The organism is Paracoccus alcaliphilus, assembly GCF_028553725.1.
Classification (GTDB): domain Bacteria; phylum Pseudomonadota; class Alphaproteobacteria; order Rhodobacterales; family Rhodobacteraceae; genus Paracoccus; species Paracoccus alcaliphilus.
Genome location: NZ_CP067124.1, coordinates 1,598,182 through 1,617,651, shown reverse-complemented (window position 1 = coordinate 1,617,651; position 19,470 = coordinate 1,598,182). Strand labels below are relative to the sequence as shown.

Below are 19,470 nucleotides of genomic sequence, written 5' to 3'. Positions count from 1 at the left end.
ATTGACCGCCTGTCGCCAGCCGACAGGTCATCCGGGCCGGGCCAGTGCGACGGCATCCGGCCCCGCAGGATAATGCAGCCGGTCAGGGGATCGCTTCGCCGTGCCGGCTATGTGCTGGTGATCGAAGAGGTGGCAAACGCCTATCGTGATCTCGGGATCTGACGGAGGCTGGACCATGCTCGACCAGCCAGAAGGCGAGTCGATGGATTACGACGTGGTGATCGTAGGGGGCGATCCGGCTCAAGCAGGTGAACCCCGAGCTTTCCGTGGTGCTGCTGGAAAAGGGCTCACGACGCTTGCCGGACCTCGGCGATAGCCGCACGCAAGCGGGTTTCGTCCAGCGCGCCGGGATGGATGCGGGCGCCGATGATGAAGGCGGGCGTGCCCTGCAAGCCCAGTTCGGCGGCCTGCGCCGAATTGCGGCCCAGAAGCCCGTCCCATTTGCCGCGTTCGGCGCGATAGGCGGCCAGCGCCGCATCGGTGTCGATGCCGCCGTCCCCCAAGACCTGCCGGACCTCATCCTCGGTCAGCCGCGCCCGGGTCGCCATCAGCGCCTCATGGGCCTGTTCGTAAGCCCCCAATGATGCCGCCCCGAAAACTAACTGGCTGGCACGAACGGAGGGCTCGCCGAAGATCGGCCAGTCCTTCATCACCAGCCGGATATCGCCATCCTCGGCCACCGCCCCGGTCAACATCGAATGGCCCATCTTGCAGTAAGGGCATTGGTAGTCGAAATATTCGACGATGGTCAGCGCGCCCTCGGGGTTGCCCAGGACCGGGTTGTCGGGGTCGTGCAGCACGTCCTCGATGGTCAGGCCGGCCGTCTCGGTTCCGCGGCCCCTGGTCCACAGGACAGCCCCACCTGCGATTCCCGCAAGCCCGGCCCCGGCGGTAAGGGCAAGAATCTCGCGTCGGGTGATGCTCATATCATTCCTCCTGTCTAGCTGGCGGCCATCATGGCTGGTTGTGGCAGCGGCTGGCGGGGCGGCACGGTGCCCTTGCCCGATTCCGCCTCGCTCAGCACGATCACCTTGGTCATGCTGCCGGTCTGTTCGGCCAAGTGGATGATGTCCTGATTGAAGAGGCGAATGCAGCCCGCCGTGTCCGAGCGCCCGATCGAGGCCGGGTCCATCGTGCCGTGGATGCGATAGAAGGTATCGCCCCCGCTGTTATGCAGATAAAGCGCGCGGGCGCCCATTGGGTTGTCGGGACCGCCTTCCAGCCCGGCCTCGACCGGGCCGTAAAGCTCGGGCTGGGTCGCGACCATGTTGTCGGTAGGCTTCCAGCTTGGCCAGTCGCGCTGATAGGGGATATGCGCCTCGCCGGTGAAGCCGTAGCCTGCCGCACCCACCGCCACGGTATAGCGCATCGCCTTGTTGCCACGCTGCACCTGATAAAGGTAGCGCGCATGGGGATCGACGATGATCGTGCCCGGCCTCTCATCCGTCCAGTAATCCACCACCCGCCGCGCCTTGTCCCCGGTCAGAAGGTTGGGATCGACAGCGGGGATATGGTGGCCGTTATCGTCCATCGCGCCATACATCGCGGCGACCTCTGGGCTGGCGGCAGGCGGGGGCGGATCGGCGGGGGCCGCCGGTTCGGTCGAGGCGCAGGCCGCCAGCGTCAGCAGCGCCGCACCCGCCAATGTGGTTCGTATCGGGTTCATCGTCATTCTCCTGTCGCTTGCGCGATCATCCGGGTCAGGGCGGCGCGCGAGATCTCGCCCGTATGCGCCGCGACCATCCGGCCCTTCGCATCAAAAACCAGCGTCGCGGGCAGGCCGATGGCGTCCAGTTCCGCCATCAGCCGGTTGCGCGGATCGCGGATCATGCCCTCGGCGGGCAGGCCCTCGGCCTCCAGAAAGGCCAGGACCTGTCCGGCATCCTCGCCCTGATTGGCGAAGACGAAATCCACGCCGGGCGTATTGGCGGCCAGTTCGGTCATCATCGGCATCTCGCGCCGGCAGGGCGGGCACCATGTCGCCCAGAGGTTCAGCACCACCGGCCAGTCGCGCCCGGCCAGTTGCACCGCGCTGCCGTCCAGCGCGATCAGCTGCATGTCGGGAATCGTGACCGCCGGGCGCGTCAGCGCGGCAGTGACGGCCTGATGCGCGGCCAGCGCCGCCACGCCGCCAAGCGCCAGCGGCAGAACCGCGGCCCGTGCCCTGCGCAGCAGTGCCGCCAGCAGGACGGCAATGCCGCCCGCCCAGCCCGCGGCGGGTAGGAAACCGCTTTGCCACAGCTTCAACGCGTCCAGCGGATGGGCGGCGAAGGCGGGCCAGTTCGCGGCCACGAAACCCACGCGCGCGGCGGCGATCCAGGCCAGCACGGCGAATCCCGCCCATCGCGCCGCATCGCTCTTTTGCAGCCGCGCCATGATCTCGGCCACGGCGAAGAACGAGAGCAGGCCAACGACGGCGGCGAAGCGCGTGCCGTCGAATACCAGCGGGCCGATCGAGACCGCGTTCATGGGCTGACCTTGCCGATCGAGGCCAGGAGCGCCGCGCTGTCCAGGTCGCCGATCAGCCGGCTGCCGGCTGCCTCGGCGCGGGCCGCGTCGAGGAAGATCATCGTCGGCGGACCGGCGGCGGCCAGATCCTGCATCAGCGCCTGCGCCTCGGCGTTGAAATCGCTCACATCCAGTTTGATCGCAGCCATATCGGCCAGCGCGGCATGGACCGCCGGGTCGGTCAGCGGACCGCGCTCGATGGCACGGCAGGTCACGCACCAGTCAGCGGTCAGATAGAGCAGCGCCGACCTGCCCTCAGCCGAGGCCAGCGCCCGGTCCAGTCCCTCGCGCGTGGTCACCTCGGCGAATTGCGCCTGCGGCTGCGCGGGTCCCGCGCCGCTTGCCAGCGGCGCCAGCGGCCGCAGCGGATCATGCGCGCCAAGCGCCGCGCCGAAGCCCTGCAACAGCCCGGCGAACAGCAGCAGCACGCCAAGCGCCGCGCCAAGGCGGCGGTTGCGGGTCGCATCGCGCTCCAGCCGGTCCAGCGCGCCCAGGAACACCGCCGTCCCCACCAGCAGCGCGGCCCACAGCGTCAGCGTGACCGGCCCCGGCAGCACCCGCCCCGCCAGCCAGATCGCGAAACCGAGGAAGATCACGCCGAAGGCGCGCTTCGCGACCTCCATCCAGCCGCCGCTGGGGGGCAAGATGCGCGGGCCGAAGACCCCGATGGCCAGCAGCGGCACCCCCTGCCCCTGCCCCAGCGCGAACAGCGCCGCCGCCCCCAGCATCACGTCGCCGGTCTGCGCGATATAGAGCAGCGCCCCGGCCAGCGGCGCGGTCACGCAGGGCCCGACGATCAGCGCCGAGGTAAAGCCCAGCACCATCGAACCGCCGACCGATCCGCGCCTGCCGCCGATACGCCCAAGCCGGGCCTGCAGGGCCATCGGCATCTGCAATTCGTAGAAGCCGAACATAGACAGGGCCAGCGCGACGAAAATCACCGCGATCAGGCCGATGGCGATGGGCGATTGCAATGCCATCTGCAAATTCGCCCCCGACCATGCCGCGGCGATACCCAGCAGGCCGAAGGCGGCGGCCATCGCCAGCACATAGGCGCCCGTCAGGGCCAGGCCGCGCCTGGCGGTCAGGGACTGCCCCTGCCAGGCCAGCATTCCGGCGACGATGGGGAACATCGGAAAGACGCAAGGCGTAAAGGCCAGCAGCAGCCCGAAGCCGAGGAATCCCGCGATCACCAGCGCCCCGCCGCCACGCGCGGCCAGCCCCTGCACCACCCCCTGATCCTGCGCCAGCGTCAATCCGGTCTGCGCCGCATCGGCTGGACCGGACGCGTCCTGCGGCTGCGGGCTCCACCCGCTGGCGGCGGTGTCATCCGCCAGCACCGCGCCGTCGCCGTCCAGCCGGACGCTTTGCGGGGCATAGCAGATGCCGTCCTGCTGGCAGCCCTGCCAATGCAGGATGACCGGCTTGCCCAGGTTCTCAAGCCTTGCCGTGACCGCACCGCGATAGATCTGCCCCTCGCCGAAATAGGGATCCTCGTAGACCTCGCCCTCGGGCAGGGACAGCGGCAGGCTCTGGCCGTCCACCTCTGCCGCGAAGCTGCTGCGATAGAGGTAATAGCCATCGGCGATGCGCCAGTTCAGGACCAGCGCATCACCCTCGCCTTGGCTGACAGTCAGGGCGAAAGCGTCCTCGGGTTGCAGGGGCTGCGCCTGCGCTGCCGTCAGGAAACCGGCAAGCAGCAGCAGGGCAAAGATCAGGGCGGCAAACATTCTCGTCATCATGCCGGGCTTGCTAGAGACGCCACCTTAAGCCCAGCTTAAGCTTCATCGACGAAAGCGTGATCGACAAGGCCGAAAGGAACACGCCATGCGCCTGCTGATTGTCGAGGACGACCCGGTCCTGTCCGATGGGATCGCCGTCGGGCTGGGCCTGTCGGGCTTCACCGCCGATGCGGTGGGCACGCTGGCCGATGCCCGCGCGGCGCTGGAGGGCGGCGGCTTTGCGGGCATGGTGCTGGACATCATGCTGCCCGATGGCTCGGGCCTTGACCTGCTGGCCGATTTGCGCGGGACGGGATCGCAGCTGCCGGTGCTGCTGCTGACCGCCCGCGACCGGGTGCGCGACCGAGTGTCGGGGCTGAACGCGGGGGCGGACGACTACCTGGGCAAGCCCTTCGATCTGGAGGAACTCGCCGCCCGTATCCGCGCCATACTGCGCCGGCAGGAAGGCCGCGCCGCGGCGGTGATCGAATGGAACGGGCTGCGGCTGGACCCAGCAACGCAGTCCGGGCGCATCGAGGACCGCGAGTTGCGCTTTTCGCGCCGCGAATTCGCCGTCCTGCATGCGCTGGCCGAACATCCGGGCCGCATCCTGTCCAAGACGCAACTTGAGGAACGGCTTTACGGCTGGCAGGAGGACGTCGAAAGCAATACCGTCGAGGTTCATATCCACCACCTGCGCGCCAAGCTGGGCCGGGACTTCATCCAGACCCTGCGCGGGGCGGGATACCGGCTGGAGGACAGGGGGCGCGAGGCATGAGTTCGATCCGCAGGCGGCTGCTCATCATCCTGCTGGCCGGAACCGGGGCGATCTGGCTCTTCGCCGTGATCTGGATCCAGCATTCGACCCGCACCGAGGTCGGCCATGTGCTGGACCGGCGCTTGCAGGAATCGGCGCAGATGGTCGCCTCGCTGATCCGGCGCAACGGCGGCATCGCCGGGCCGGACGCGGCATCGCTGGTGGGTGACGCCCCCGCCTCGCCCAATACCGGCCGCCACGACGTCGCCCGCCAGCTGATCTGCCAAGTCTGGGGCTTCGACGGCCAGTTGAAAAGCGAATCCGACGGCGCACCGTCCGGGCAACTCGCCGACCAGGAAGGCTTCAGTGAGCGCGAGGTCGATGGTGAGGTCTGGCGCGTCTATACCCATGTCGACACGGAGTTGGGCATCCGCGTCATGGTCGGCGATGCGCGTTTCATGCGCGAGCGGCTGGTGCATGGGGTGGCGATGGGGCTTCTGGCCCCGGCCATGCTGGTCCTGCCGCTGCTGGCCGCGTTGATCTGGCTGGCGGTGCGCGGCGGGCTGGCGCCGCTGGACCGGCTGGCCCAGGCGCTGTCGCGCCGCCCGGCGACCGACCTCAGCCCGCTGGGAGAAACCCGTGCGCCCGCGGAACTGCGCCCGATGATCGAGGCGCTGAACGGGCTGTTTCACCGCGTCGAGGGGTTGCGCGAGCGCGAGCGCAGCTTCACCGCCTTTGCCGCGCATGAGCTGAAGACTCCGCTGGCCGGGCTGAAAACGCAGGCGCAGATCGCGACGCTCTCCCCCGATGCCGCGACCCGCGACCGGGCGCTGGCGCAGATCGCGCAGGGCGTGGACCGCACCGACCGCATGGTGCGCCAGCTTCTGGACATGACCGCGACCGAGAACCCCATCGACAGCGCCGCCCCGCCCGAGGATGGCGCGAAGATCCTCGCCGATGTGGCCGGGGCGCTTGGCGGGCTGGCCGGGTCGCGCGGCGTCACCCTGCGGCTGGAAACCGGCGAGACCGAATGGCGCAGCACGCAGGCGGCGCTGCTGGCCCCGGCCCTGCGCAACCTGCTGGAAAACGCCATCCTCGCCTCGCCCATGGGCACCACCGTCGAGGCGCGGCTGGCGCGCGACGAAGGCAGGATCCGCTTCAGCGTGCTGGACCGCGGCCCCGGCATCAGCGAGACCGACCGCCCCCATGTCACCGAGCGCTTCTATCGCGGCGCGGCCAGCCCCTCGGGCGGCGGCAGCGGACTGGGCCTGTCGATCACCGCCGCAGCCGTCAAGGCGATGGGCGGGGAACTGTCCCTCACCCCCCGTGAAGGCGGCGGCGAACGGGCCGAAATCATCCTGCCGGGCGAGGCGCAGGCCTCACCTTCGTGAGAGGCGGGGGCTGTTCAGGCTGGGATATGCTGCCACCCGGCGGCCGGCCGTTCTGTCAGACGCAGAACCGCCCCAGGCACCGGCATTAGCGAGGCAGACCACCCCCATCACGCGCTTCAATCGCGGCTCGGTCCAGCGCAGAGCACAAGACAGCAGGGCGCCGGTCCGCCAGCCGCCCCACGCCCCACGCCCCACGCCCCACGCCCCTCAGAAGATGGTCACCTGCGTTCCCACCTCAACCAGCGGGTAAAGACGGGCGATATGTTCGTTGTAAAGCCCGTAGCAGCCGCTGGACGACTTGCGCCCTATCTTGCGCGTGTTATGGGTGCCGTGGATCAGGTAGGCGGGCCACGAAAGGTAAAGCGCGTAGACGCCCAGGGGGTTGTCCGCGGCCCCGCCTTCGACCCGTTGCGGCAAGGTCGGGTCGCGTTCCCGCATGCTGGGGGTCGGGGTCCAGGATGGACGCTCCGCCTTGCGCACGACCTCGGTCTTGCCGCGCTTGGTCAGTTCCTCCGAAACCGGGATCGAGGACGGGAAAACCAGATAGGTGTTTTCGTCGCCCGACCAGAAATGCAGCGTGCGCGACGTCACATCCGCCAGGATAACGCCCTTGCCCGGCGTCGGATAGAAATCCCGCCAGTCGAGGCCCCTGAAGGACGATATGTTTCGCCGTGCGTCTTGCGCCGGATTGATCTGATCGACGCTCATATCGGGAGCCTGCCCCGCAGCCGATGCGCCGTAGAGGGCGTGCCCGATGGTAGGGTCGACCGCCTGCGCCGATGCGATGCGCGGCAGCGCCAGTCCGCCGGCCAGCAATCCGCCCAGAAAAGCGCGCCTGCCCGTTCCGCCGCCGGAAGCGTCAGCCTGTTTGCGCGGCCCGGACAGGCGTGGATGACAAGATTGGTCCATAGTTTCATGCTCCAGTCGTTCAGGGGCATTACCCCGCATCCCGGATGGCCGGCCAAGCTTAAGCGCAGCTTAAGGGCGTGCGGGCGCAGACAGGACAGTCTCTTAAGGTTGGGTTAAGCTCTGGCGCCTATCGACGCGCGGCAGATCCGAAAAAGGACAGGTCCATGGCACAGAGCAACAGACCCGATCCCGCCCGCCGGCGTTTCCTGCGGACCGGCATCGCCGCAAGCATCCTGGCAGCCGGCGGGATATCCGCGCGTGCGCAGGACAATCCGATGCCCCCGGACCTGCGGCAGGCCCTGGAGCAGGAACAGCTTGGCGCGGTCCTGGGCAACCCCTCGGGCGACGTCACGCTGACCGAGTTCTTCGATTACAACTGCCCCTATTGCCGCGCCTCGGTCCCCGATATCCGCCAGCTGATCTGGGAAGATCCGCGCCTGCGGGTCGTGTTACGGGAATGGCCGGTCTTGGGCGCAGCATCGCTTTACTGCGCCCGCGCCTCGCTGGCGTCGTTGCGGCAGCAGAAGTTCTGGCAGTTCCATGCGGGGCTGATGGGCATCGAGGGCCAGGCGGATGACAAGAGCGCCCTTGCTGTCGCCGAAGTCGTCGGGCTGGACAGGAACCGCCTGCGCGCGGATATGGAGGGCATCGTGATCGCCCGGCAGATCGAACATTCCTGGATTCTGGCCGAGAAAATGGGGCTGGCCGGCACGCCCACCTTCATCGCCGGGGACTTCGGCGCATTCGGCAAGCAATCGCTGGACGAGCTTCGCTCGATGATCGCAGCGGTGCGCCGAAGCCGTTCGTAGCTCATCGCAAGGTTCGACATCGCCATCAGCATAATGATTAGCGCGCGGTTGGGCATGGCGCGCAGGCCCAACCGCGTGGCACCGACCGGCACCCGAGCCCTGCGCATTCCATCAGTGCGCCGGTGCCGGCACCTGGCCCCTGCGGGCATTCACCAGCGCGGTCGTGATCGGATCATAGCCCAAAACATGCTGCAGATAGAGCGTCAGCAGATACAGCATCCCCATCGGACCAAAGCCCAGAAGCAATATGGACAGGTAGGATCCGGCCCGATTGCGGTCGCCGAACAGATACAGGGGCAAAAGCGGATCCTGACTGCGGGACTGAATGATCAGGAACGACGGCAGCAGGATGGCGGCGACGAAGAAGGCAGCCAGAGTAATGCCGTCGGTCCAGCCATGTTCGCCGCCGCTGGTGATCACATAGACCAGCGCGGCTATGCCGCCGATGCTGGTGACGGCGCCGGGAAGGTCGATGCGGCCCGTGTGCAGTTCGGCTTCGACCAGCGTCCTGGACCCCGCCAGCACCGCAAGGCCGATGGGAATGTTGATATAGAAGGCCCAGCGCCAGCCCAGCAATCCGGTCGGCAATCCGCCCAGGATCAGCCCCGCGACGATCCCCAGGCCAGACATCGCGCCATAGACGGCCATGGCGCCGTTGCGCGCCTTGCCCTCGCGGAATGTCGTGGCGATCAGGGCCAGCGCATTGGGCGAGGTCAGGGCCGCGCCCACCCCTTGCAACCCGCGCGCGCCGATCACGCTGACCGCGTCCTGCGCCAATCCGACCAGAAGCGAGCCGATGGTGAAGATCGCCATGCCGGCCTGCAGGATGCGCCGCCGGCCATAGAGATCGCTAAGGCCAAGATATATGCGTTGCTGACCCAGGGCAGGTTCGCCGCCGAAATATCAAGGTCGTTCTGGATCGTGGGCAGGACGATATTAGCGATCGTATCGTCAAGCGCGACCATAAGCTGGGCCGTCGCGATGACGGCCAGCGGCAGGCCGAGCCCTTCGGTTTTGGGCTGTGTCTCCGTGGACATGAACGGATTCCTTTTGCTGTCTCGCGATGGCCAAGGGGGCGAATCGCGCCAAATCCCGGCGGGTGTAATACGATTGGAAGGTCAAGCCCGGACTGGCGGTGGTTTCCGGTTTGGCCGTGGGTTTGATCCCCATCGACAAGCTGTCGATATCAACAGGGTTTTTGTCGCTTGCGGCGGTTGGCCGGCTGCATGTCATCCGTTAGAAGAAGTGCCTCGGCAAGAATGACAGGAACACGGAAGACGTGGCTTTGCGAAAATTGCTGCTTGGGATCGCCGCTGTGGCCATTCTCGGCGCGGGGATCGCGCTGATCGTCACCGGGTTTCGGCCGCGCATAACAGCGCCGCCGAAACCCGGCCGGAAACCGCGCAGGCGACGGCGGCACCGGGGTTGCCCCCGCCGGAAACCTTCGCCCGGATATTCGAGCCTTGCGCCCATTGCCATCAGGTCGGCGAGGGCGCGCGCGCCACCTCTGGACCACAGCTGACCGGGATCGTCGGCAAGCCCGTGGCAAGCACGGATTACCCCTATTCCCAGGCGATGCGGGACAGCGGGTTGACCTGGGACGAAGCGACGCTTCGCGACTTCCTGGCCGATCCATACGGGGTTGTGCCCGGCTCGCGCATGAGGTTCGAGGGGCTGGCCGACGAAGATATCGGGCCGATGATCGAATTCCTGAAGAATCCGGCACCCGACACAAATGGCTAGAGGAACCGCATCATCCGCCTTTCAACTTATTGCGCCTGTCCGCCTTGCCGGTGGGTCAGCGTGACCAGCATCCGGGCCAACCGGTTCGCCTGCCCTGCCCCGTGGCGCGACCGGAAGAAGGTTCAGGCAACCCCGACACCGCAGTCGTTCAGACGGCGCCGCTTCGTGGGCGGATGGTCAGGTCTTCATCCGGCTGATCCGTCTCCAGTCGTTCGAGGATCGGGCAGTCCGGGCGGTGATCGCCCCGGCAGGAGCGGACGAGGTCCTTCAGCGTTCCCGTCATCTCCTGGAGGTTGCGGATATTGCTCACCCGCGCGGCGATATGGTCGCGGGCGATGCTCTTGACCTCGCTGTTTTGGCGTGACTTGTCGCACCAGAGGCCCAGCAATCCGTCGATCTCTGCCACGGAAAAACCGAGGTCGCGCGCCCGGCGGATGAAGCGCAGCATATGCACGTCCTTGCCGGAATAGTCGCGATAGCCCGAGACGGTGCGATCCGCCGGGGGGATCAGACCGGTCTGCTCGTAATAGCGGATCATCTTGGCCGATACGCCCGAGGCTTTCGCCGCCTGACTGATATTCATCCTGCCATTTCTTCCCTAATGACCCAGTCCGACGCCCATCGGCTTGAGCAGCATCCACAGCGCCATGGCGACCATCATCAGGTTCTCGGTCAGCGACACGAAGCCCAAAGGCACGTTGCTGTCGCCACCGACACAGGCGCATTTCAACTCGCGCTTGTCGATATAGACCGCCTTGAAAACCGATACCGCACCCACCGTGCCGATGAACAGCGCGACCGGGATCGACAGCCAGACAGCCACATCATCGCGCCCGCGACCATCAGGATGCCCGCCAGCGCCTCGGCGAAGGGATAGACATAGCCATAGCGCACCCATCGCTGCGCCAGCAGGTGGTAGTTCAAGAACATGGTCGAGAAGCCCTCGACATCCTTCAGCTTCTGCAGCGCCAGCAGGCACATGGCGATGGCGACGAACCATTCCGCCGCCTGCACCGTCACCAGGCTGCCGAGAGCGGCCCAGCTTGTCGCCAACGCCATCACCGCGGCCATCGCGAGAAGCGCGATCACCGGCCGGTAGGTCGGGGCGCCCTTGTCCTGCACCTGCTTGCCGAAGAAGGCCAGAAGGTCGTCATAGCCGCCGATGCGTTTTCCGTCGATGAAACTCTGGGGCGTGGTCTCGACACCATGTTGCGCCTTGAAGGCGTCCCTCGCAGCCCGGTCGGTCAGGTAGTGATCCTCAACCTCGTAGCCCTCGCGCTTCAGCAGGTCGAGCGATTTCAGCCCGAAGGGGCAGGTATGTTCCGCGGTCACCATCCGGTAAAGTTCGGCGCGTTTCGGGGTCTCTGCCATGATCTTCTCCTTTCAGGATCGCCGCGCGGCAGGCTGGCGATCATGTTCGGGTGAGCGGCCCCTCGTCCAAAGACAATCGGTCCGGCGGGAAGCGGTTTCCCAGATGCTCACCCGCGGGCAGGAATGGTCGGCCCTGCAAGCCGGCCCCGTCTGGTTCGCGCCTATTGTCCGCGATCCGCCAGCCATTTGCGCATCATGGCGATTTCGGCCTCCCGTGCCTCGATCACCTCCTCGGCCAGTTGGCGCACCTGCGGGTCCGTGCCATGCTCCAATCCGATTCGCGCCATGTCGATGGCGCCCTGATGATGCGGGATCATGCCACGCATGAAATCGACATCGGCATCGCCGGTATAGTCGATCATCATTTCCTGGTGCATCTTCTCCATCCCCTCGACATAGGTAACGGTCGAGGGGCTGTCGGCCCCGCTGGTGCCGGTGTGGTGTCGACCAGATGGTCCGCAATGCGGTATCCGCCTTGACCTTCGCCTGCGCGTCCAGCACGGCGATGGCCGCGGCGACCGAGCGCGCGCAGCCGCCGCAGGCCATGTCGGAAACGTGGAATTTCATGAAAAACCCTCCTGATTTGCGTTTCAGGTTCCTGATGTAGGGCTTCCCACCGTTGGAAGGCCAAGGGGTCAGCGGCCGGAAACGCGAGGCGCCGGGAAAGACAGGTATGGCCGAAGCCGCTCGCTCTGGTGCAAGGACAGATTCCATTGGAAATCATATGCATAACCGCAATGGAAGTTCGACTTCATTGCGCTTTGCCTTCACCATCGCTAGATTTCCTTTACCCACGCGATCAAAAGCATGTGAAACATGGACGCCGCCACAGGGCCTGACTGCAACCGGCCCGTCTCACTGTCCCGGAACGAGGTGACGATCCTGGCCGAGACCTTTCGCCTGCTGGGCGATCCGTCGCGGCTGCGGATCGTGCTGTGCTGCCTGGACGGGCCGATCCCAGTCAGCGATATCGGCGAACGGCTTGACCTGTCGGTCTCGCTGGTCAGCCACCATCTGCGCCTGCTGCGCGGCGCGCGGCTGGTAAAGGGGCTACGGCAATCCAGGCAGATCTTCTACGAGATCGCCGACCACCATGTCAGCCATGTCCTGCGGGACATGGCCACCCATATCGCCGAAGAGGATCACGAAAGCTGAGCGCGGATCTAGGCGCCCGTCCCGGACAGCCGCGCCTTGCCCGCACGCTGGTGAACCAGCAGCGAGCCCAGTCCCGATACCGCGATCAGCGCCAGACCGGCCAGCGAAACCAGATCGGGCCATTCGCCGAAGACGACGATCCCCAGCGCCGTGGCCGAAATCAGCTGGCTGTAGACCAGAGGCGCGATCAGGCTGGCCTCGGCCTTCCTGCTGGCCATGACCAGCAGGAAGTTGCCCAAGGCCGAACCGACGGCGCTGACCAGAAGCAGCACCAGCAAGGACATGTCCGGCAGGGGAAAATAGGCTTGCAACCCGAGGGGCGTCAAGACCACGGCCCCGATCAGCAGTTGCGAGATCAGCAGGAATCGCGGCCGGAATGTTCCCGCCAGGGTACGGGTCATGACCAGATAGGCGCCGTAGAACGTTCCCGCCGCCAGGGCGAAGCCCATGCCGGCGGAACTGCCGAAACCGGGTTTGACCACCAGCATCACGCCCGCGAAGCCAAGTCCCAGCAAGAGACTTCTTTGTAACGATGGCCTCTCGCCCAGAAACAGGATCGCCAGAACATAGGACACGACCGGGCCGACGAAGAAGGCGCCGAAGACATTGGCGATGGGTTCCGTCTTTAGGGCCGTCAGGATGCAGCATATGCCGCTGGCGATAAGCCCCGCCCGCAGCAGGACGCGCCAGTCCAGCAAGGCGGGCAATTCCTGCCGGGTCAATCCGCTGAACGGAAGCAGCATCAGCGCGGCCAGGAAAAATCGCGACCATGCCACGATAAAGGGATCCACCCCGCCGCCGGTCAGCAGTTTTCCCGCCGTATCTCCGATGACCACGCAGGTCACCGCGATGAAGACTGTCGCGATCAGTCGTAGCAAATCCGGCGTATTGGTCATGATCGTTCTCGGGAAGCGGAAACCAGGGCAGGCATCTTGGCCCGGGGCATACCTTGCGACGTTGCGCGAAGGATTGGAAGGCCGCCGCCTCATAGAGTCGCCGCTGAACAAGGCGGTTATGCTGCGGTGAGTCCCCGGAGGGATCCGTCTGTTCGCTCAACGATGGCGCGGATGAAGCGGATGACGACGGCCCAAAGAGCCCTGATATGGGCGAGGATCTTTCGGATGTTGTGACCGCAGGCGCAGAGCAGGGTGTACTGATGCGGTTGTCTAATCGCAAGCGTTGCGTCAAGCGGCGGCTCTTTTAAAACGACACGACCGGCTGCATGGTTGTCTTCGCGGTCGACATCGGTCGCCGCATGATGGAGCTTCGCGACCGAGCCTTCAATGTGGATGACGCACTTCGCCGGATCGACGGTGCAACCGCATCAACGGAATGGCTCTGCCCACGTCCCGGTCGGGACGCCTCTAGCGCTCAGACACTGAACGCTATCCCGTAGATGTCACAATGCCTGTCCCGCCTTCGGATCGAAGAGTTCGCCGGTCTTGAGCATCGTATGCATGATCACCGCCAGTTTGCGTGCCACCGCCACTGCAGCTCGTTTGAAGCCAACTCTCTCTCTCGCAGCCCGAGACCCCATCTGCGCAAGCTGCTGTCGGTTGCGCTACGTGTCAGAATGACCGCCGCTGCTTCATAGAGCAGTCCCCGCAGATGATTGTCGCCGCGTCGAGATATATGGCCGTCATAATCCACTTCTCCAGATTGGTAGCGGCGCGTCGTCAGCCCTATCCAAGCACCCACAGACCGTGATTTTCTGAAGTTGCCCGGATCTTCGATCGCTGCGGCGAAAGAGGTGGCCGTGATTGCGCCGATGCCGGGAATTGACATGAGGATACGGCAAGCCTGGTTTTGCTGCGCATGCAGGACCAACCGACGCCCCAGTTCCGCCATACGTCTGCGAATGATCAGCCAGCTGTCCAGAAGCGGCAAGATAATGCCGGCAAGGGGCGCATGATCGTCAAGCAGGTTTCGTACATTGTTCTCGAATGTGCTTCCTTTTCCAGCGGGAACGAGCAGGCCGAATGTTTTCATCACCCCGCGGATATGGTTGGAAAGCTCGGTAATGATACGAACCAGCCGACTGCGCGCGGCGACGAGCGAGCGCGTCAGCATGCTGTCGAACTCCTTTACACGCACTTCACGATAAAATCCCGCCTCAGCGAGATGGGCCAGACCATCGGCGTCATTCGCATCCGTCTTGTTCGGTGCCATGTCGAGTGCCGCTTTGGCATGCCGGGCATCAATGCAGATCGCGGGCAACCCTTCGGCACAAAGCGCATGATAGAACCAAATCGACATGGGGCCGGTCTCGAACACCACGCGCTTTGCGACCGGCGCTCGCTTGCGGATCACGTTGGCAATGACTTTTGGGTCAGAGGCGCATTTCCCACGCCAGACGCGCTTGCCATCACGGCGGATCGACACCGCCGTCTCTTTCATGGACACGTCCAGACCGATATATTCTTCCATGGCTGTTCTCCATTCGATGTGTGGGCCCGGCGTCCAGTCGTGAGCCCGTATTTCCATCCTATCGGGGAGCAGCCACCCCCAAAACACAACTTGATCAAGGGCGAATCGCTCCCGCGATTACTCCATGTGGATGTCCCCACCCATCGGCATCTCTTATGCCATGATGGTTGCATCGAAACCGAACGGAGGGCACATCAATGATGACAACGATCAGCATGTTGGCGATCGACTTGGCGAAGGGCAGTTTCCAGGTCTGCGCGATCGGGCTGGATGGGGCGGTTCTATATAACCGTGTGCTGTCGCGGACCCGTCTGACGAATCTCCTTGCCGAACAGTCGGCCTGCGTGGTGGCGATGGAGGCCTGCGCCACGTCGCATTACTGGGGCCGGGTGGCGCAGTCCCACGGTCACGAGGTGCGTCTGGTGCCAGCGGTGTATGTGAAACCGTTCGTGAAACGACAGAAAAACGACAAGGCGGATGCCGAAGCCATCGCCGAGGCCGCGTCGCGCCCGACCATGCGGTTCGTGGCCGTGAAGAGTGCCGAGACGCAGGGCCGCGCAGTGGCGTTTCGGACGCATCAATGCTTGGTCAGGCAGCGCACGCAGCTCATCAACGCCCTCCGCGGACATCTGGCCGAGTTCGGGCTGGTGGCGCCGAAGGGGCCCGCGAGCCTGAAGGTTCTGGAGAATGCACTGGCAGATCCGGCCAGCGATGTGCCAAGTCCTGTCCGGGAGATGGGCGCGATCTACGTCGAGCAGATCGCGAGGCTGACAGAGGTGATCGGACGACTGGCGGAGGAGCTCGAGGCCGCATCAAGGACAGATACGCAACTTCGTCGGCTGTGCACCATCCCCGGGATCGGCCCGGTCACCGCCGGAGCTGTTGCGGCATTCGCACCGGATCTTGCCACGTTCGACAGTGGGCGCAACTTCGCCGCTTGGCTCGGCCTGGTGCCGAGACAGAGGTCGACGGGTGGAAAAACCAGACTGGGTTCGGTCAGCAAAATGGGGCAGACCGATATCCGCCGCCTGCTGATCGTCGGCGCCATGAGTGTGATCCGCTGGGTCGTCCGCAAGGGGGGCAGCGCGAACCGTTGGCTGGCCGCGCTGGTGATGCGCAAGCCGAAGATGGTCGCGGCCGTTGCGCTGGCGAACAAGATGGCCCGGATGATCTGGGCGCTGACGACAAAAGAACAGGATTACAGAATGGCGTGACCCGAGCCCGGAAAGGGGCGACGGCACGGCATGGCCGAAAGGCCGGGGTGAGCGATCGACGAGGAGTAGGCGACACGGACTTCGAAGTTCAAGGCAGGAAGATTCAGTCCCGGGGCTCGAGCGCATGCAGCTCTCTGAACCGATGTGAACCCACACCCGCTTGCGCCCGACGACATGGCCTTGGCGCCGCAGGTGGCGCTTCGCTTCAGCTGTGTGCTGGCCGATGCGGGTTACGAATCGAGCGGGCCTTTCCGCCAGGCTCTGAGCGCGCGGGGCCTCGCCTGGGCTGCCGGCCTGTCGCGGCGCCAGAACGTCTATCCGGCAGATGTCGGGCTGGTCTTTCCCCAGGCCGGGCGCGGTCGGCGCCGCAAATATCACCTCCCCGATCGCGTTGCCGTTTCCGCCGAGCAGATGCTGGGGGACGAAAAATGGCGGAAGGTCAGTTGGCGGCGCGGGACCAAAGGCAGGCTGACTTGCCAGTTCGCCGCAACCCGCGTCCGCATCGCTGATGGCCACCGGCATCGCATGGCAGATGGCCGTGTGCAGGCCGTGGGAGAAGGGACAAGTCGAGAACCAGGTTGGTGTTGTCCGGCGGCGGTTCTTCGTCCCACGTCCGCGGTTCAAGAGCTACGAGGAGCTCAACGTCTGGCTCGAGGACCGCTGTGTCGCATGGGCGAAGTCCCATCGGCATCCCGAGCTGCGCGAGCGCACCATCTGGGAGGTATTCCAGGACGAGCGGCCGAGTCTGGTGCCCTATGTCGGTCCCTTCGACGGCTTCCATGCCGTGCCGGCCTCGGTCTCCAAGACCTGTCTCGTGCGCTTCGATAAGAACCGCTACTCGGTCGACGGGCGTGCCGTCGGCCGCCCGGTTGAGATCCGCGCCTATGCCGAGCGCGTCGAGTTCTGGCAGGACGGCAAGATCGTCGGGCAGCACGAACGCGCCTTCGGTCGCGACAAGGCCATCTACGATCCGCTGCACTACATTCCGGTCCTGGCCCGCAAGCCCGACGCACTCCGGAACGGAGCTCCCTTCAAGGAATGGGAACTGCCGCCAGCGATCAGGCGCGTTCAGCGCAAGCTGGGCAAGGTGCCGACCGGCGACCGGCAAATGGTCCAGACCCTGAACGCGCTGCGCCTGCTGCGCTTCAAGCCCGAAAATACCTGATGTCCTGGCCCGCATCGACCGCAGGGTTGGCCTTGTTCTTCTGGGCGTCACGCGAGGCGCGACGCGCTACCGGACAACCCCTCAGGCGCAAGGAGACGCATCGGTCAGGAAGTCCCTGAGAACAGTATTGAACTGCGGGGCGGATTCCAGATTCACGATATGCCGCCCCGGCAGGCATATGTGACGTCCGTATTGTACACCATCCGCGATGGCTTTCAGTTGGTCGGGCGGGCAGACCGGATCGTCATCGCCGGAAATCGCCAGCAGCGGGATGGCGATCTGATGCAGCCGGTCCCGCAGGTCCGTCCCGGCAAGCGCGGCGCAGCACCCCGCATAGCCATCGACCGAGGTCGCGGCGAAGCTGGTCAGGATCGCGCCCGCGACATCCGGCCGGGCTGTGCGAAACGCGGGCGTGAACCAGCGTTCCGCAGTCGCGGGCACCAGACTGTTCAGACCGTTTGCCCTGACCTCGCCGATGCGGACGCTCCAGCTTTCGGGGGTGCCAATCCGGGCGGCAGTGGCGCAGAGCGCGATACGGTCCAGACGTGCCCCGGCATGGATGGCCAGCCATTGCCCGGTCAGCCCGCCAATGGACAACCCGCAGAAATGGGTGCGCTCGATCCTCAGCGCATCCCACAGCGCGATCACGTCGCCGCCCAGATCGGCCATGCTGTAAGGCGGCGTCGGGGTTCCGGACGTGCCATGCCCGCGGCGATCATAGCGCAGGATCCGGAAGTCGTCTGAAAGACCAGCGATCTGCGCGTCCCACATATGCATGTCGGTGCCCAGGGAATTGCAGAAGGTCAGCCACGGCTTTTCCTCGGAATCGCCGTCGATGCGATAGTGAAGGCGGTGGGTGGGCAGGTCCAGACAGGGCATGGCAGGCCTTTCATGACGATGGGACGCGCGACTGCGGCCGCGCGCCTTGTTGCTGTGGTTCTCAGGCGGCGGCAAGCCGCGCCGTGTCGCGCCTGTCGGCGTTGCTGAGCGCAAAGACCAGCATCGCCAGGGCCGAAATCACCGCCGGGATTGCGAAGATCAGGAAGTTCTGCTCCAGCGGCAGTTCCCGCGCCAGCAGCACCCCGCCAAATGTCGGCCCGACGATCGCGCCGATCCGTCCTACGCCCGAAGCCCAGCCAAGTCCGGTCGAGCGGACCGACAGATTGTAAAGCTGCGCCACGCTTGCATAAAGCAGGATCTGCGTGCCGATGGTCGTGGCGCCGGCGACAAAGACCAGCAGGAATAGCAGGCCGGGCGCCGGGTTGAAGCCGATCAGCGCAATGGATGCCGCCGCCGCCGCGAAGAAGGCGACCACCACCTTCGGCAGCCCGAACCGGTCGCCCATCCACCCTCCGGCGATGGCCCCCGCCATGCCGCCGAAGTTCAGCGAGAACAGCGAAAGAAGGCTGGCGCGTTCGGCATAACCGGCCTCTTGCAGCACCTTGGGCAGCCAGGAGGACAGCAGATAGACCAGCAGCAGGCAGCAAAAGAACGACACCCACAGCATCAGCGTGCGCAGGGTGCGATTGTGGCGAAACAGTTCCGCGACCGAGGCCGAGGCGCCCTTGGTTTCGCTGAAGACCAGCCGGTCATCGGCGGCCAGCGGCGTCGAGGGGCTGATTCTGGCAAAGATGCGCCTTGCCTCGTCCTGCCTGTCCTGACGGATCAGAAAACCCAGAGATTCCGGCAGCTTCCACAGCACCAGCGGCAGCAGTAGCAACGGCACAGCAGCAAGGAAGAACATCGGCTTCCAGCCAAAGCTGGGGATAAGCCCGACCCCCAGCCCCGCTGCGACCATGCCGCCGATCGAATAGCCCGAGAACATCAGCGCGACCATGGTGCCGCGCAGCCGTTTGGGCGCATATTCGTTCATCAGCGCCACCGCATTCGGCATCAGCCCGCCACAGCCCAGACCGGCGATAAAGCGGAAGGTCTTGAACTGCTCGGGTGAATTGGCAAAGCCGGTCAGAACGGTCGCCGAGGTGAACAGCACGAAGCTGATGGCGACGCCCTTCTTGCGGCCGATCTTGTCGGCCAGCGGGCCCAAGACCAGCGCCCCGAACATCATCCCGAACAGTGCCCAGGCCTGAAGCGCGCCGGCCTGCGGCTTGGTCAATCCCCATTCCGTGATCAGCGTCGGCAGAACCGTCCCCGCCACGAATACGTCGTAACCGTCAACGACCAGCAGCGTACCGCACAGCGCGACCACCATCCATTGAAAGCTGCCGAAGGGGCCCTGATCTATCGCCTCGCTTACGTCTATGTTTCGCATTGTCGTTCCTCCCTTGTTTTTTGCCTGA

The 19,470-nt window shown here is 65.4% G+C and carries 19 protein-coding genes and 5 pseudogenes; 9 read left to right on the top strand and 15 right to left on the bottom strand.

Annotated elements, in window-relative coordinates:
- Nucleotides 1–287: 287 nt before the first annotated feature.
- Genes JHW40_RS08230 through dsbD form a run of 4 tightly spaced genes read right to left on the bottom strand, consistent with a single transcriptional unit; the run spans nucleotide 288 to nucleotide 4,238 of the window.
- Nucleotides 288–926, bottom strand: coding sequence for a DsbA family protein (locus JHW40_RS08230; RefSeq protein WP_090616964.1), 639 nt, complete (start codon nucleotides 924–926; stop codon nucleotides 288–290).
- 14 nt (nucleotides 927–940) lie between these two features.
- A complete protein-coding gene (locus JHW40_RS08225; RefSeq protein WP_244519352.1) occupies nucleotides 941–1,666 on the bottom strand; it encodes a L,D-transpeptidase in 726 nt (241 codons plus the stop codon).
- 2 nt (nucleotides 1,667–1,668) lie between these two features.
- The gene (locus JHW40_RS08220; protein WP_090616960.1) at nucleotides 1,669–2,469 is read right to left on the bottom strand and encodes a TlpA disulfide reductase family protein; all 801 of its coding nucleotides are present in this window, start codon (nucleotides 2,467–2,469) and stop codon (nucleotides 1,669–1,671) included.
- Nucleotides 2,466–4,238 carry a protein-disulfide reductase DsbD gene (gene dsbD, locus JHW40_RS08215; RefSeq protein ID WP_090616958.1) on the bottom strand — a complete coding sequence of 591 codons (1,773 nt, stop codon included), beginning with the start codon at nucleotides 4,236–4,238 and terminating at the stop codon, nucleotides 2,466–2,468. The genes JHW40_RS08220 and dsbD overlap by 4 nt, the downstream gene beginning before the upstream one ends.
- A gap of 97 nt (nucleotides 4,239–4,335) precedes the next feature.
- On the opposite strand from dsbD, the gene JHW40_RS08210 reads away from it, so the two are divergent.
- Nucleotides 4,336–5,007 carry a winged helix-turn-helix domain-containing protein gene (locus JHW40_RS08210; RefSeq protein WP_090616956.1) on the top strand — a complete coding sequence of 224 codons (672 nt, stop codon included), beginning with the start codon at nucleotides 4,336–4,338 and terminating at the stop codon, nucleotides 5,005–5,007.
- Nucleotides 5,004–6,377 carry a sensor histidine kinase gene (locus tag JHW40_RS08205; protein WP_090616953.1) on the top strand — a complete coding sequence of 458 codons (1,374 nt, stop codon included), beginning with the start codon at nucleotides 5,004–5,006 and terminating at the stop codon, nucleotides 6,375–6,377. Before JHW40_RS08210 ends, JHW40_RS08205 begins: the two co-directional genes overlap by 4 nt.
- A gap of 207 nt (nucleotides 6,378–6,584) precedes the next feature.
- Here JHW40_RS08205 and JHW40_RS08200 read toward each other — a convergent pair whose 3' ends face one another.
- Nucleotides 6,585–7,286, bottom strand: a complete 702-nt coding sequence (locus tag JHW40_RS08200) for a L,D-transpeptidase (protein WP_090616952.1) — start codon at nucleotides 7,284–7,286, stop codon at nucleotides 6,585–6,587.
- A gap of 164 nt (nucleotides 7,287–7,450) precedes the next feature.
- On the opposite strand from JHW40_RS08200, the gene JHW40_RS08195 reads away from it, so the two are divergent.
- Entirely contained in the window at nucleotides 7,451–8,095 is a 645-nt protein-coding gene (locus tag JHW40_RS08195) for a DsbA family protein (protein ID WP_090616950.1), read from the top strand.
- 111 nt (nucleotides 8,096–8,206) lie between these two features.
- Here JHW40_RS08195 and JHW40_RS08190 read toward each other — a convergent pair whose 3' ends face one another.
- Both JHW40_RS08190 and JHW40_RS08185 read right to left on the bottom strand, forming a co-directional pair.
- Nucleotides 8,207–8,908 carry an MFS transporter gene (locus JHW40_RS08190; RefSeq protein ID WP_211657411.1) on the bottom strand — a complete coding sequence of 234 codons (702 nt, stop codon included), beginning with the start codon at nucleotides 8,906–8,908 and terminating at the stop codon, nucleotides 8,207–8,209.
- On the bottom strand, nucleotides 8,848–9,132 hold the full coding sequence (locus JHW40_RS08185; RefSeq protein ID WP_211657410.1) for a hypothetical protein: 285 nt from the start codon (nucleotides 9,130–9,132) through the stop codon (nucleotides 8,848–8,850). The genes JHW40_RS08190 and JHW40_RS08185 overlap by 61 nt, the downstream gene beginning before the upstream one ends.
- A gap of 388 nt (nucleotides 9,133–9,520) precedes the next feature.
- Between JHW40_RS08185 and JHW40_RS08180 the strand changes: the two genes are divergently transcribed.
- Nucleotides 9,521–9,838, top strand: coding sequence for a c-type cytochrome (locus tag JHW40_RS08180; RefSeq protein WP_170851946.1), 318 nt, complete (start codon nucleotides 9,521–9,523; stop codon nucleotides 9,836–9,838).
- A gap of 148 nt (nucleotides 9,839–9,986) precedes the next feature.
- On the opposite strand, the gene cueR is transcribed toward JHW40_RS08180, so the two are convergent.
- The 3 genes and pseudogenes from cueR to copM all read right to left on the bottom strand — a co-directional run bounded on the left by cueR (nucleotide 9,987) and on the right by copM (nucleotide 11,586).
- Nucleotides 9,987–10,421, bottom strand: a complete 435-nt coding sequence (gene cueR, locus JHW40_RS08175; protein WP_090616946.1) for a Cu(I)-responsive transcriptional regulator — start codon at nucleotides 10,419–10,421, stop codon at nucleotides 9,987–9,989.
- A gap of 15 nt (nucleotides 10,422–10,436) precedes the next feature.
- A pseudogene (locus JHW40_RS08170) lies at nucleotides 10,437–11,173 on the bottom strand (MauE/DoxX family redox-associated membrane protein).
- Between the two features lie 197 nt (nucleotides 11,174–11,370).
- Complete coding sequence (gene copM, locus JHW40_RS08165) at nucleotides 11,371–11,586, bottom strand: CopM family metallochaperone (RefSeq protein ID WP_336390109.1); 216 nt, start codon at nucleotides 11,584–11,586, stop codon at nucleotides 11,371–11,373.
- Between the two features lie 74 nt (nucleotides 11,587–11,660).
- Here copM and JHW40_RS08160 point away from each other — a divergent pair, with 74 nt between their 5' ends.
- Nucleotides 11,661–11,816, top strand: coding sequence for a hypothetical protein (locus tag JHW40_RS08160; RefSeq protein WP_170851945.1), 156 nt, complete (start codon nucleotides 11,661–11,663; stop codon nucleotides 11,814–11,816).
- A 209-nt stretch (nucleotides 11,817–12,025) separates the two neighbouring features.
- Nucleotides 12,026–12,364, top strand: coding sequence for an ArsR/SmtB family transcription factor (locus tag JHW40_RS08155; protein WP_090616942.1), 339 nt, complete (start codon nucleotides 12,026–12,028; stop codon nucleotides 12,362–12,364).
- Nucleotides 12,365–12,372: 8 nt separating this feature from the next.
- On the opposite strand, the gene JHW40_RS08150 is transcribed toward JHW40_RS08155, so the two are convergent.
- From JHW40_RS08150 to JHW40_RS08140, 3 genes and pseudogenes are all read right to left on the bottom strand, one after another.
- Entirely contained in the window at nucleotides 12,373–13,260 is an 888-nt protein-coding gene (locus tag JHW40_RS08150) for a DMT family transporter (RefSeq protein ID WP_090616940.1), read from the bottom strand.
- A 116-nt stretch (nucleotides 13,261–13,376) separates the two neighbouring features.
- Nucleotides 13,377–13,517, bottom strand: a pseudogene (locus tag JHW40_RS08145) (IS5/IS1182 family transposase); the annotation flags it as partial.
- 246 nt (nucleotides 13,518–13,763) lie between these two features.
- Nucleotides 13,764–14,791 (bottom strand): annotated as a pseudogene (locus JHW40_RS08140) (IS110 family RNA-guided transposase).
- Between the two features lie 200 nt (nucleotides 14,792–14,991).
- Here JHW40_RS08140 and JHW40_RS08135 point away from each other — a divergent pair.
- The 3 genes and pseudogenes from JHW40_RS08135 to JHW40_RS08125 form a co-directional block, all read left to right on the top strand.
- Entirely contained in the window at nucleotides 14,992–16,005 is a 1,014-nt protein-coding gene (locus JHW40_RS08135) for an IS110 family RNA-guided transposase (RefSeq protein WP_272849105.1), read from the top strand.
- 201 nt (nucleotides 16,006–16,206) lie between these two features.
- A pseudogene (locus tag JHW40_RS08130) lies at nucleotides 16,207–16,557 on the top strand (transposase); the annotation flags it as partial.
- A pseudogene (locus JHW40_RS08125) lies at nucleotides 16,547–17,137 on the top strand (Mu transposase domain-containing protein); the annotation flags it as partial. The pseudogenes JHW40_RS08130 and JHW40_RS08125, both read left to right, overlap by 11 nt.
- A gap of 114 nt (nucleotides 17,138–17,251) precedes the next feature.
- Here JHW40_RS08125 and pcaD read toward each other — a convergent pair.
- A complete protein-coding gene (gene pcaD, locus JHW40_RS08120) occupies nucleotides 17,252–18,049 on the bottom strand; it encodes a 3-oxoadipate enol-lactonase (RefSeq protein WP_090617447.1) in 798 nt (265 codons plus the stop codon).
- A 61-nt stretch (nucleotides 18,050–18,110) separates the two neighbouring features.
- On the bottom strand, nucleotides 18,111–19,442 hold the full coding sequence (locus tag JHW40_RS08115) for an MFS transporter (protein ID WP_090617444.1): 1,332 nt from the start codon (nucleotides 19,440–19,442) through the stop codon (nucleotides 18,111–18,113).
- Nucleotides 19,443–19,470: the final 28 nt, after the last annotated feature.

What these genes read in the sequence shown, in the direction of transcription:
- JHW40_RS08230 (WP_090616964.1), bottom strand. Translation starts at nt 926, where the DNA reads ATGAGCATCACCCGACGCGAGATTCTTGCCCTTACCGCCGGGGCCGGG.
- JHW40_RS08225 (WP_244519352.1), bottom strand. Translation starts at nt 1,666, where the DNA reads ATGAACCCGATACGAACCACATTGGCGGGTGCGGCGCTGCTGACGCTG.
- JHW40_RS08220 (WP_090616960.1), bottom strand. Translation starts at nt 2,469, where the DNA reads ATGAACGCGGTCTCGATCGGCCCGCTGGTATTCGACGGCACGCGCTTC.
- dsbD (WP_090616958.1), bottom strand. Translation starts at nt 4,238, where the DNA reads ATGTTTGCCGCCCTGATCTTTGCCCTGCTGCTGCTTGCCGGTTTCCTG.
- JHW40_RS08210 (WP_090616956.1), top strand. Translation starts at nt 4,336, where the DNA reads ATGCGCCTGCTGATTGTCGAGGACGACCCGGTCCTGTCCGATGGGATC.
- JHW40_RS08205 (WP_090616953.1), top strand. Translation starts at nt 5,004, where the DNA reads ATGAGTTCGATCCGCAGGCGGCTGCTCATCATCCTGCTGGCCGGAACC.
- JHW40_RS08200 (WP_090616952.1), bottom strand. Translation starts at nt 7,286, where the DNA reads ATGGACCAATCTTGTCATCCACGCCTGTCCGGGCCGCGCAAACAGGCT.
- JHW40_RS08195 (WP_090616950.1), top strand. Translation starts at nt 7,451, where the DNA reads ATGGCACAGAGCAACAGACCCGATCCCGCCCGCCGGCGTTTCCTGCGG.
- JHW40_RS08190 (WP_211657411.1), bottom strand. Translation starts at nt 8,908, where the DNA reads ATGGCGATCTTCACCATCGGCTCGCTTCTGGTCGGATTGGCGCAGGAC.
- JHW40_RS08185 (WP_211657410.1), bottom strand. Translation starts at nt 9,132, where the DNA reads ATGTCCACGGAGACACAGCCCAAAACCGAAGGGCTCGGCCTGCCGCTG.
- cueR (WP_090616946.1), bottom strand. Translation starts at nt 10,421, where the DNA reads ATGAATATCAGTCAGGCGGCGAAAGCCTCGGGCGTATCGGCCAAGATG.
- copM (WP_336390109.1), bottom strand. Translation starts at nt 11,586, where the DNA reads ATGCACCAGGAAATGATGATCGACTATACCGGCGATGCCGATGTCGAT.
- JHW40_RS08160 (WP_170851945.1), top strand. Translation starts at nt 11,661, where the DNA reads ATGGTCCGCAATGCGGTATCCGCCTTGACCTTCGCCTGCGCGTCCAGC.
- JHW40_RS08155 (WP_090616942.1), top strand. Translation starts at nt 12,026, where the DNA reads ATGGACGCCGCCACAGGGCCTGACTGCAACCGGCCCGTCTCACTGTCC.
- JHW40_RS08150 (WP_090616940.1), bottom strand. Translation starts at nt 13,260, where the DNA reads ATGACCAATACGCCGGATTTGCTACGACTGATCGCGACAGTCTTCATC.
- JHW40_RS08135 (WP_272849105.1), top strand. Translation starts at nt 14,992, where the DNA reads ATGACAACGATCAGCATGTTGGCGATCGACTTGGCGAAGGGCAGTTTC.
- pcaD (WP_090617447.1), bottom strand. Translation starts at nt 18,049, where the DNA reads ATGCCCTGTCTGGACCTGCCCACCCACCGCCTTCACTATCGCATCGAC.
- JHW40_RS08115 (WP_090617444.1), bottom strand. Translation starts at nt 19,442, where the DNA reads ATGCGAAACATAGACGTAAGCGAGGCGATAGATCAGGGCCCCTTCGGC.